The organism is Sneathiella sp., assembly GCF_029233945.1.
In the GTDB taxonomy this organism is placed as follows: Bacteria; Pseudomonadota; Alphaproteobacteria; order Sneathiellales; family Sneathiellaceae; genus Sneathiella.
Window position 1 is genome coordinate 23,312 of record NZ_JARGOQ010000041.1, and the last position, 10,390, is coordinate 33,701.

Sequence of the window (10,390 nt, forward strand, 5' to 3'; positions counted from 1 at the left end):
TCGGCAAAATCACGGGCGAAATTCATCTCGTGAGTCACCGTGAGCATGGTGGTGTCGGAGGTTTCGGCAAGCATTCTCAAAACATTGAGAACCTCCTCGACAAGTTCCGGATCAAGCGCTGAGGTAACTTCGTCAAACAGCATGATCTTGGGGTCCATGGCCAGTGCGCGCGCAATGGCGACCCGCTGCTGCTGTCCGCCGGAAAGCTGATGAGGGTAATGCTGTTCCTTCTCCTCGAGGCCTACAAGCGCCAATAACTCCCGCGCCTTGTTCATCGCATCGGGTTTGTCGACTTCCTTGATCAGAACCTGCGGCTGCACAATATTCTCTATGGCTGTAAGATGAGGGAACAGGTTGAACTGCTGGAACACCATGCCGATGTTCTGGCGCATTTTGCGAAGATGCTTTTCACTTGCCGGAACCAGGTCATCATTGACGCGTTGATGCCAAAGATAATCATCCTCAACAAGGACATGTCCGCTGTTGATCGTCTCCAGTGTCATCAGAATTCGCAAAATGGTGGTTTTCCCGGACCCGCTTGGCCCGATCAAGGCAAGCTTCTCGCCCGCCTCGACATGCATATTGAGATTTCTGAGGACCTGTAGTTGGCCGTAAGCCTTTGAGACGTTCTGAAATTCAATAATTTTGCTCATAGATATGCATCCCGGCCTAGTGCCATCAAGGTTTCTCTGTGTAATCGTTGGGGATTTTTCGGATCTTGTTCAGTATTATTCTTGCCGGAAAGAGGCGGTTTTGGAGTTTAAATTCAAAATTCGGACAATTGATTGCCGCAATCACTGTCTTGATGCCCCCATCCTCGACATTAGAGATAAACTATTCTTCCAGACATAAATAGCTTATCCGCAGATATTTATTAATTCCGTCAAAATAGAAGGTAATTTGATATAATTTATCAATATTACCATTTTTATGATATGGTTTGATCACGTTTACATGAGATTTAACATAGGCTGGTTTCGCCGCGCTTAAATGTATGGAATTGGGCGTCTTGTGATCCGGCCGCAGCGTTGCGGGAACATAAGTGGAATGGGTATGGCTGAGCTGACGGACAATGATTTCGTCATTCTGAGATTGCTTCAGGAGAATGCACGCGAGAAGCTGGAAACGATGGCCTTTGAGACAGGGCTCTCCGTGGCGACGATCCAGCGGCGGATCAAGCATTTGAAATCGTCAGGTGTCATCACGGGCGAGAGCGCCCTTGTCGCGCCGGAAACCGTGGGCTTTATGATGACTTTCCTGATCATGGTTGAGCTTGAACGTGAGCGGATCGATCAGGTTGATGCTTTCCGCCGAAAGGTCAAGGCGGAGCCCTATGTCCAGCAATGCTATTATATTACGGGGGAGGCGGATTTCGCCCTGATCGCCCTCGCCAAGGATATTCAGGATTTTGAAAATCTCACGCAGCGCCTTTTCTTCGATGACGCCAATGTGAAGCGTTTTCGCACCTCGGTCGTCATGAACCGGACCAAGGTTGGTCTGACTGTCCCCCTTCTATAGAATTCGCATGACCTGCATTCCCAAGAGTTCAACGCCGCGTCAGTTATTCTCCAAAGCGTCCTGGAAGTTAATTGTTCCATCTTCATTCTTCTTAAATGCCTGACCAAAGGCATTCGAGAATATGCTTATAAAGGCCGACCAGAGATCTTCTTCCGGGTCGTCAAGTTTACCCTCAACGGGAATGCGGATCGCGAATTGGTCTTTCGGCTGATTTTCGAAGATTTCGACAAAAGCAGAGACCAGAGATTCCCATACAATTGTCAGCGGATTTTCTTCCTTCTCGATTGCCTCCACCGTCACGTTGGTTGCAACGAGTTTTACATATCCTGTCACATTCCCGTCAGCCGCGGCCAATTCACTGAAAATGCCAATCGTCCCGCCTTCAAAGTCGACAGCGGCATAGGCGCGGCCGTAATCGTTAAACGCCGTCAGATTTGCGTCCCTTAGCTCCGCTCCGAAATCGAAGTCGGGAATATCCCTGAAGATATTCATACGACCCTCAAACAGGAGTTCTCCTTCCCCTATCGAGGTTCCGGAGATTTTAAGGCTGGACGGTAACGGGTTTTCCTTATCCGTGACGTTCCGCAAGTTGGTGGCCGTTGCATTGATGTCCTTGATAAAGAGATTGATGTTGGGATCGGCCGTATAGTCGATATAGGTGATCTTGCCGCTATGCACCGCCAGCCGGTTAATATTGAACGGTGACAGGGCGTCCACAAGCCCGATCCAGCCCGCCCCTTCACCCGTCTGCGTTTTGGAGAAATTAAGATCAGCATCGTAAATATCTATTTCAGCGACAATCGCACCGTTGAGAAGGGCTTTCCACTCGACAGATAAATCTATCGTCCGGGCAGCCGCAAAAGGAGCGTCCAGGCCGCCCTCTTGTTTGTAAATCTCCAACGCCTGAATCTTGTAGGCGCCCCGCCAAAGATTAATGTCGATGTCCTGCACGCCGCCGCTATAGTCGTCGAGGAGGCCGATTTGCGTATTCACGTAATCCTTTACCCAGTATGGCAAGTACAAGCGCCCAGCGATCAGAAGCAGGGCAATGGCCATAATTATTCCGATACTTAATTTCCACTTGCGATGTGACCCAAACATAATCTGGCCTTTCCTCAGTTTTTCTTGGCGGTTGCGGGGGGCGGGATATGACGGTTTGCCTGTTCATGAGTATATGTCTTCGAAAATTCGGCCCCGATCAGCAGGATCAGGCAAGAATAGGAGACCCACAACATCACCAGGATAACGGAACCGGCGGCCCCGAAGCTGGACTGAGGTTCGGCAAGCTCGAAATAGAAATTCATGGCGTATTCGCCGACAGAAAAGAGGGCGGCCGAGACCAAGCCACCATAAAAAGCGACAGTCCAGGCGACATGGGCATCGGGCAGAATTTTGAAGATCAGGGCAAAAAGCGTGGCCGTCAAAAGAAAGGAAATGACGTTACTTAGGATCATCAGTCCTTTCGCCCATTCAGGGGAGAACTGGGTCGCCAGCCATTCGCCGAAAGCCGTAAAAAACGCTGTGAGGGACAAAGATACAAGCAGCAAAAACCCAACCATCAGGATTAAACTGAAGGATGCCAAACGTCTTCTTAGGAAGACCAGCCAGCCGGCCTTTTTACTAATTTCCACGTCCCAGATCAGGTTAAGTGATCTTTGGAGCTGGACAAACAGCCCGGTTGCACCAAATGCCAACGTAACGGCACCGGCGATCATCGCCCAGAAATCACGATCTTCTTGCTGCGTCTCCTCAACGATTTTCTTCACGCTGCTGGAGGCGTCGCCGCCCAGCATATTGCGGATCAGGCCGAGGATTTCATTTTCAACGCGGCTTTGATCGAAGAAGATTGCGGCAATTGCCATAATGATGATGAGTAGCCCAGGCAGGGAAAATACCGCGTAATATGCCGCCGCTGCACTTTGCGTGAAGGGATCATCGTCCAGCCAGTTCGTGATTGTTTTTTTGAGGATGGTGATGAAAAACAATATTTCACTCCAGAAGAGAGAAGGGGCCCTTGATTAAGGGGGCTGCCTGCTTGTGGTCCGGGAGATAGAGCCGACGCGTGATGTTGCACGCATCGGCTAAATTGCGGAGGACCTAAACGCCACCAATCATTAGCGGGTTGCTATGATGTAAACGGCATGAATAATGCCGGGTATGTAGCCAAACAATGTCAGGATGACGTTAATCCAGAAGTGTTTGCCTAATCCGACCTCCATCAGAACGCCAAGCGGTGGCAGGATGACGGCGAGCAGAATTTTAAGGATATCACCCAGTAAATGATCGCTCGTTCTTGCTAAAGGCATGTGCAAATCTCCGTGATTGATAATTATCTATTACGTGGCGTCATCAAGCTCGTCTGTTACTTCTTCGACGGCTTCGCCAACGGGATTTTCGTCCTCACAGGCGGTGAGCACTAACGGCGCGGACACAATAAAGAGACCTACCAGCATCGTTTTCAAAACTCTCATGTTCATTCTCCTGATTTGATGAAAGACAAAGTGCAAACGCCAGACACGGAAAATGGTTCCTGCAAATTCATGAAAAAAGGAACTATCTCGGTTTTGAATTGTTGGTCCGTTAGTTCGAATTACGAAAGGAAAGCAGCATGCGTGAACTATCCGTATCTTTAGAAGACATACTGGAGGATCCATCCGCCGTATTTGATTCCCCGCAAGAAGTTGTCGATGATCAGCATCTCAATGACGATGAGAAGCGCGAAATTTTACAGTCCTGGAAAGAAGATGCTAAGGCTCTTCTGCGGGCAGAATCTGAAAATATGCCTAGTGCCAAGAGCACACCCGCCGCTCCTGAACTGCTCCGCGAAATTTCAAATATACTGATAGATTTCGAGAAAAAATCGAGGGGCGAAGATGATAGCAGAGCTGACGGGTGAACTTTCATATCTCTCTTGGCAGGAGCTTCTCCTGCGTGTCGGCATGGCGATGCTGTTTGGGCTTATCCTGGGGCTTGAGAGAGATACAAAGAATAAGCCGATTGATTTTCGAGCATATATGATTGTCGCCGTGACAACCTGCATACTCGCTATTCTGGGCCAGGAGATTTACGCCGATTTTTCCCTTGCCGACAGTATCCTGCGAATTGATCTTGCCAATATCATCGCCGGCGTCATGACGGGCATCGGCTTTTTGGGCGCGGGAGCTATCATTCAACGAGACGGCAGTCGGGTCGTTGGAACGGCTACGGGAGCGAGCATCTGGGCGGCCGGGGGCATTGGACTGGCAATCGGTTTTGGGTTTTACAGTCTTGGAATTGTCGCCTTTATCGCTATCGGGATTATTTTATTGGCGGGAGGTATCATTCGGGCCAGGTTTTCCGGCATAGAGGATAAGGAAACTCAGAAACAGGTGTATAAGGAATAGTTATTGAAAATAGAATTGGATTGAAAAAAAGGCACCGCACTTAATGCGGTGCCTTTTTTCTTAGTGTCGGGATCTAGAAGGACTGATCTCTTTCGAATTCCTCCAGCATGTTTTCCGCTTCTTCACGGGCCACGCCGTAGTTTTCCTGCAGGCGACCGAGAAATACTTCCCGATCGCCATTTATCTGATCCAGATCATCGTCGGTTAGCTTGCCCCATTTTTTCTGGGCGGCGCCTTTGATCTGCTTCCATTTTCCCTTAAGGATATCTTCGTTCAACATTGTCGTTCCTTTCCAATCCACGTCCGTATTAGTTTGTCGGTGCGGATTTATAGTTGGTAATGAGGGACGCTTTTTTCGCGGATAGTTGATATTCGAACTCATCTTCAACCGTGATAACCTTCGCGGTATCGTAGGGCAGGCTTATTTCCTCGCCGCCGAGACCGAGAATTTTATCAACGCCGACAATGAGCTGACTAGCTTTGCCGTCTGTGAAGGTGATATCATCAATATCGCCGACTTTTTCGCCCTTGGCGTTTACCAGATTTGCGTCGAGGAGCTTTTCAACACTATACCCGGATGCCGACATCGTGAGCATTTTGTCGCCAGCGGCTTTTTCGTCATAAGTGAACTCGGCGGCTTGCTCAATCGCTTCCTCTGTGATTGGCATAACAATATCGCCATCCGCATTCATTTTGACCATGCTGCCATAGTCAAATGCAGCAAGTTTACCAAGACCAAAGAAGTCGCCGTCACCGACCACAACCATCACTGCTTTACCGTCCTGATCGAGAATAACATCTTTTATAACGCCGACTCGCTCCTCCTTGGGGTTATAGACTGGCTCACCAATAATATTTGTGGCCATTGCCCGCGGATTGATCCGGACGTCCTGTATATCAAGCTTGTCTTCGTCTTCACTGAAAACAAAGCCTTTCATATCGCGATAGGCCTCTTGTGTGGCCTGGGACGCGTCTTCCGCCGTTTCCTTCACAGCTTCCTTGGTCTTATCCCAACCTTCTTTGACATCCTCTGTCACTTCTTCTGTCGTGCTGTTTGCTGCGCTGTCATCCGTTTTCGCCGTATCGGCTGTTGCGGGTGCCGCAGCCATGAGAGCAAGGATGGATGCTGTTGCTAAAATCTTCGTTTTCATAATGCACTCCTTTGTTGGTGTCGATCATTAGTCGTACACAGGGCAAACGCTCCTTCCTCGAAAAGGTTCCGCATAATTAGGAACCTTTTTTATTTTTACCCGTTGGTCATTGAACAGTCGCCGACTTAACTATTAAGAAAGGAGACAGTGAATCATGCCAAAAAAGATGGTCAGAATACTCAATGATCTCATCAATCGTTGTGAAGACGCGCGGGAATTCTATACAAGTGCCGCGCGGCGGGCAAAAAACAGGAAACTTAAAGATACGTTTCGAAAAATGGCTTCGACATATGAAAGCGTAATTATCAACTTGAAAGAACATGCGAATTCGCTCGCCAGTGAGATTGAAGAGGGAGGGACCATTACAGGTCGCGCTTCGAATATCTTCAAACTTCTGAAAGCCAGAATAGGGGATACGGACCTTACCCTCGTTCGGGAACTGGAGGCCGCGGAAGGCAAGACCCGTGCGGATTTTCTCGATGCCTTGTCGTGCAATCCGCCGGAGGCAACAAGAAATATCGTTGAAAGGCAGCTGCGTATTCTTGTCGAAACGCATGACCATATAAGAAATCTCAAAGAACGATTGAAAAACGTGGCTTAGCCAAATCGTCGCCAAGAATGAGCTGTAAGGAATTAATTTCCGGCTTGGGGATGCTTCGAGACTGTTTGTGAGTCCCTTTGAGATGCTATGGCTTCGTTGGTACGCTTGCTTCGGCTATACGCTTGGCGCTCTCCATGTCATTTGTTGTTCCACTCGCAACGATAGTGCCGTGAAACACTACTGCCCATTTCCAGGAATCTATGGGCTGGTCACAATCCCAGTCCAGCTTTTGTTTTTCTACTACCAACTCGTAGTCACCCGCATCGGTGCAAAGTCTTTGGGCTTCCCATTGCATTATTTCGTTTCCTGTTGAAGGGCTTCGAAGGCCGAAATAGACGTATGCTTGTTGAAGTTATGGCAGAATAGACGATCAAAGGATAGATAGTCTTCTTTACAACTATATGAGTTTAGCCGACTTTGGTTTCAGAGAAAACATTCAAGTTCAGACACATAAATAGGCGCTGAGTTAACTAAATAATAAAGCCGTATTTTCATACGGCTTTATTATTTAAATGTTCTGATGCTGGAAACAAGCTTGATTGCACCATATTTTATTGTAATTGCGTTAGGCTGACACCCTAGTCGTCGGCTTCCTTTTGGATTGCCTGGCCGGCATCTTCAATGTCCCTGCCTGCGCCCTCCATAGTTTCACAGGCGCTGGCCAGTACCAGTACTGATATTGCAACAAACAATAGAGTTAGCAATCGAGCTTCTCGTTTGATGAAAGTCATTGTTCTTTCCTTCCTTTCTGACGTGAATATCAGTTGAACCAACGTCAGTTGGGATAATAAGTTCCCAGCTACTTGATATATTTGCTCGCGGCAAATCCGGCAATTCCGGCAAGGAGTAGTGTCGTTTTTGGATTGCTTTCTACAGATTTTCCAAGCTCGTTGCCCGCCAAAGATGCCAGTGCCGCCACCATCTCCGAGGTTTCTTCTGCGGGCTGTGGTTTTTTCGGCCTCATCCTCATAACAACATAAGTTACTGTCACTATGCATAGGCATATCAGCAAGATTACCCCGGCCGTTGCCAGGGCCGCCAAAGGCGGTACGATGAGTAAAATCATCCAGCTATAAAATGCCAGCGCCAAAAAAAACAAAGCCATAAACGACAAAGCAGTTGTCAACGCGATAACAAAAACACTTATTGCGCCTTTCTGCATGAGGTCTGATTTCTCCGGCCCTAGATTATTGAGGAGCAATTGCTGTAATATGTTCAGAAGCGGGCTCACCGGTTAGCTCCGATTGCGAAGGAGCATGCTGGCAAGAAAGCCGGCTGCGAACGCAATCGCGATACTTTGGCCGGGCTTCTCTTTAACCCGTTCTTCAATTTGATGAATGCCGTCCTGTCCGCGATCTTTCAACTCGCCAAGTTTTTCCTTGGCTTTCTCGCTCAGCTTTTCCGCCTCGGCGACACCATCCTTTTTTAAGGCGGCTGTCAGTTCAGATACATGGCTTTTCAAAGACGCAAGATCTTCTTTCAGGTTGTCGATTTCGGGGCTAGATTCAGCAGTTTTGGTCATAGTAAAACTCCATTTTGAAAGTGGTTGCACGAGACAAACACTAAAATCAAAAAAGAGTTCCAAGATTAATCAGGCGGGCAATACATATAGCCGATACCGCGCATCGTCTTAATGATGCTTAGACCGTCCTCGCCAAGTTTTTTGCGAATGCGGCCAATTTGAATATCAATTGCCCGATCGTAAGAATCATACTCTCCGTCCCGGGTGAGCTCGAACAATTGTTCCCGGCTGAGGGCTCTGTTTGGTGCGGTGACCAAGGCTTCCAGCAACTGAAATTCGCCAATCGTCACATCAAGGGATTCGCCGTCATCTTTGAAAACCTGATATTGATCACGATCGAGGGTGAATTCGCCAAAAGTGATGTTTTCATTTTCACTTTCGGTTTCTGAGGGGTCGGATGCCACAAACTCACCTTCTCCCGTGCGTCGCATTGCCGCCTTGATACGCGCTTTCAACTCCCGCAGTTCAAACGGCTTTGTCAGATAGTCGTCGGCACCCATTTCCAAGCATATGATTTTCTCTGTTGTGTCGTTTTTTCCGCTGACGATGATGATAGGCGCCTGCGTATGCTGACGAATTATCGGGATAAGACTAGTGCCGTCCACATCGGATAAGACTAGATCGAGCAAGATAATATCCGGTTGCATGGTATTGAGCTTTTCAGCTAATTCCGAGCCGTCCCTTGTTGAATCATAGAGATAGCCCTCGCTTTCAAAATATGCCGACAACACAACCTGCAATGCGTCGTCGTCATCGATTGACAGCACAAACCCCTTACTCATAGATATCGTCCTTTAGTGAAATTAGAGAGTTTTAGTATGGCTTGATACGAAAATGATACAATTCTTTTCATAATTATTACAAAGGCGACAAACCGACGTTACAGGCGCTGTTTACCTTTCCTTTTGCGAGACTAGTGACGGAACTCAATAAGGGAGACATCTAATGTTTGACAATCAAGAATTGACAACCGAAATGTCCGGTTTGAGAAAATTTGCACGTCGTCTGACACAGGATAATCACGAAGCTGATGACCTGTTGCAGTATACGCTTTTAAGGGCGATAGAAAAGAAACGTCTATTTCAAAAGGATACGGACCTGTTTAAATGGACTTCAAAAATCATGTATAATCATTTTGTTTCCAATTATCGCCGAAAAGTGAAATATGAAACGAAATTTGATCCGGAAAGTTTTCTGGAATCTCAATATATCGACCCGCCACAGGAAAAACAAATCGAATTGAACGATGTCAGTGAGGCCATTCGGACACTTTCGTTTGAACATCGGGAAGTTCTGGTCATGATTTGTGTTCAGGGCATGAGCTATCAGGAAGTCGCCCATTTTCTGAAAATTGCGATTGGAACGGTTCGCTCACGCCTGTCACGGGCTCGCGAGCAATTGCAGGGTTATGCAGAAGCGCCAGCATAAAAGCCCGCAGGTATTTCTCGAAATTTTATGGAATTTCCGGGCTTATTTCTTATCCTGTTTTCTGGCACTGCAGAAAAAACGGCACTTTAATTAAAGTGCCGTTTTTGTTTTTATAAAGGATTGGATCGTTGTTCTTCACATTGGTGGTTTTCGACCTTTGACAACGTGAATTATTGCTGCTGCTACGAACAGTACGATGAATACAACGAACAGGATTTGCGCAATTTCCACGGACACTGCCGCGACACCACCGAATCCCAATACAGCGGCTATCAATGCAATCACAAGAAATGTTATAGCCCAACCAATCATCAGCTTTCTCCTTAGTTTACTTCATGCACCACCACAAACGAGGGAATTGCAAAAAAGTTCCCTGGATCTATTTATCAGATGACATCATTCATTATATCAGAATGATAAGAACAGGATTGGGATCAAAATTACTGATTTGTCCCCTAAGTGCCAGGAGCGGTTATCGCGAACAACCGGTGTCGTGGTCAGCGACCGCGGCGCCAAAAAAACCGCCCCCGCTTTCCGAAATTCATTGGGAGGAATTGTTCCGAAAAGCAGGGGCCACCTTCGCGAGAAGGCTATACTGCCGAAGCTTAATCACTCAGCATTCGGTCCATCCGTTCCTTTGATTCCAGTAATTCATTGATGAAATCATAGACAACCTCCTTCACGCTGGTTTCTTCTTTCATTTCACCAACGATCTGGCCGACCGGATAGGTTAGAAAGTCCTTGGCGCGAACGCGCTCAACGCGGGAACGGCCTTCCTGCCACCAGA

The 10,390-nt window shown here is 47.7% G+C and carries 18 protein-coding genes and 1 pseudogene; 5 read left to right on the forward strand and 14 right to left on the reverse strand.

Annotated features, from left to right (window positions below):
* Positions 1-653: amino acid ABC transporter ATP-binding protein (locus tag P1U71_RS13150; RefSeq protein ID WP_301106070.1), on the reverse strand; the 653-nt coding region annotated here is incomplete at its 3' end.
* 400 nt (positions 654-1,053) lie between these two features.
* Between P1U71_RS13150 and P1U71_RS13155 the strand changes: the two genes are divergently transcribed.
* Positions 1,054-1,518, forward strand: coding sequence for an Lrp/AsnC family transcriptional regulator (locus P1U71_RS13155; protein ID WP_301106071.1), 465 nt, complete (start codon positions 1,054-1,056; stop codon positions 1,516-1,518).
* Positions 1,519-1,557: 39 nt separating this feature from the next.
* Here P1U71_RS13155 and P1U71_RS13160 read toward each other — a convergent pair whose 3' ends face one another.
* From P1U71_RS13160 to P1U71_RS13175, 4 genes are all read right to left on the reverse strand, one after another.
* On the reverse strand, positions 1,558-2,574 hold the full coding sequence (locus P1U71_RS13160; protein WP_301106072.1) for a DUF748 domain-containing protein: 1,017 nt from the start codon (positions 2,572-2,574) through the stop codon (positions 1,558-1,560).
* 59 nt (positions 2,575-2,633) lie between these two features.
* Positions 2,634-3,503, reverse strand: a complete 870-nt coding sequence (locus P1U71_RS13165; RefSeq protein WP_301106073.1) for a YihY/virulence factor BrkB family protein — start codon at positions 3,501-3,503, stop codon at positions 2,634-2,636.
* 129 nt (positions 3,504-3,632) lie between these two features.
* A complete protein-coding gene (locus P1U71_RS13170) occupies positions 3,633-3,824 on the reverse strand; it encodes a YqaE/Pmp3 family membrane protein (RefSeq protein WP_301106074.1) in 192 nt (63 codons plus the stop codon).
* A gap of 30 nt (positions 3,825-3,854) precedes the next feature.
* Positions 3,855-3,989, reverse strand: coding sequence for a hypothetical protein (locus P1U71_RS13175; protein ID WP_301106075.1), 135 nt, complete (start codon positions 3,987-3,989; stop codon positions 3,855-3,857).
* A 137-nt stretch (positions 3,990-4,126) separates the two neighbouring features.
* Here P1U71_RS13175 and P1U71_RS13180 point away from each other — a divergent pair, with 137 nt between their 5' ends.
* Entirely contained in the window at positions 4,127-4,414 is a 288-nt protein-coding gene (locus P1U71_RS13180; protein WP_301106076.1) for a hypothetical protein, read from the forward strand.
* On the forward strand, positions 4,392-4,901 hold the full coding sequence (locus tag P1U71_RS13185; RefSeq protein WP_301106077.1) for an MgtC/SapB family protein: 510 nt from the start codon (positions 4,392-4,394) through the stop codon (positions 4,899-4,901). Before P1U71_RS13180 ends, P1U71_RS13185 begins: the two co-directional genes overlap by 23 nt.
* 73 nt (positions 4,902-4,974) lie before the next feature.
* Here the strand turns inward: P1U71_RS13185 and P1U71_RS13190 are convergent, their stop codons facing one another.
* Together P1U71_RS13190 and P1U71_RS13195 are read right to left on the reverse strand one after the other, a co-directional pair.
* Complete coding sequence (locus tag P1U71_RS13190) at positions 4,975-5,181, reverse strand: CsbD family protein (protein WP_301106078.1); 207 nt, start codon at positions 5,179-5,181, stop codon at positions 4,975-4,977.
* Positions 5,182-5,209: 28 nt separating this feature from the next.
* On the reverse strand, positions 5,210-6,052 hold the full coding sequence (locus P1U71_RS13195; protein WP_301106079.1) for a PRC-barrel domain-containing protein: 843 nt from the start codon (positions 6,050-6,052) through the stop codon (positions 5,210-5,212).
* Positions 6,053-6,206: 154 nt separating this feature from the next.
* Here P1U71_RS13195 and P1U71_RS13200 point away from each other — a divergent pair, with 154 nt between their 5' ends.
* The gene (locus tag P1U71_RS13200) at positions 6,207-6,653 is read left to right on the forward strand and encodes a PA2169 family four-helix-bundle protein (protein ID WP_301106080.1); all 447 of its coding nucleotides are present in this window, start codon (positions 6,207-6,209) and stop codon (positions 6,651-6,653) included.
* A gap of 85 nt (positions 6,654-6,738) precedes the next feature.
* On the opposite strand, the gene P1U71_RS13205 is transcribed toward P1U71_RS13200, so the two are convergent.
* The 5 genes from P1U71_RS13205 to P1U71_RS13225 all read right to left on the reverse strand — a co-directional run bounded on the left by P1U71_RS13205 (position 6,739) and on the right by P1U71_RS13225 (position 8,957).
* On the reverse strand, positions 6,739-6,948 hold the full coding sequence (locus P1U71_RS13205; RefSeq protein WP_301106081.1) for a hypothetical protein: 210 nt from the start codon (positions 6,946-6,948) through the stop codon (positions 6,739-6,741).
* Positions 6,949-7,231: 283 nt separating this feature from the next.
* Complete coding sequence (locus tag P1U71_RS13210) at positions 7,232-7,384, reverse strand: entericidin A/B family lipoprotein (RefSeq protein ID WP_301106082.1); 153 nt, start codon at positions 7,382-7,384, stop codon at positions 7,232-7,234.
* Between the two features lie 68 nt (positions 7,385-7,452).
* Entirely contained in the window at positions 7,453-7,884 is a 432-nt protein-coding gene (locus P1U71_RS13215; protein ID WP_301106083.1) for a hypothetical protein, read from the reverse strand.
* Between the two features lie 3 nt (positions 7,885-7,887).
* On the reverse strand, positions 7,888-8,175 hold the full coding sequence (locus tag P1U71_RS13220) for a hypothetical protein (RefSeq protein ID WP_301106084.1): 288 nt from the start codon (positions 8,173-8,175) through the stop codon (positions 7,888-7,890).
* A gap of 65 nt (positions 8,176-8,240) precedes the next feature.
* Positions 8,241-8,957 (reverse strand): response regulator transcription factor, encoded by a 717-nt coding sequence (locus P1U71_RS13225; protein WP_301106085.1) that lies wholly within the window; start codon positions 8,955-8,957, stop codon positions 8,241-8,243.
* Between the two features lie 163 nt (positions 8,958-9,120).
* Between P1U71_RS13225 and P1U71_RS13230 the strand changes: the two genes are divergently transcribed.
* The gene (locus P1U71_RS13230; RefSeq protein ID WP_301106086.1) at positions 9,121-9,603 is read left to right on the forward strand and encodes a sigma-70 family RNA polymerase sigma factor; all 483 of its coding nucleotides are present in this window, start codon (positions 9,121-9,123) and stop codon (positions 9,601-9,603) included.
* A gap of 135 nt (positions 9,604-9,738) precedes the next feature.
* Here P1U71_RS13230 and P1U71_RS13235 read toward each other — a convergent pair whose 3' ends face one another.
* Positions 9,739-9,915 (reverse strand): DUF1328 domain-containing protein, encoded by a 177-nt coding sequence (locus P1U71_RS13235; protein ID WP_301106087.1) that lies wholly within the window; start codon positions 9,913-9,915, stop codon positions 9,739-9,741.
* 293 nt (positions 9,916-10,208) lie between these two features.
* Positions 10,209-10,390: pseudogene (locus tag P1U71_RS13240) on the reverse strand (nitronate monooxygenase); the annotation flags it as partial.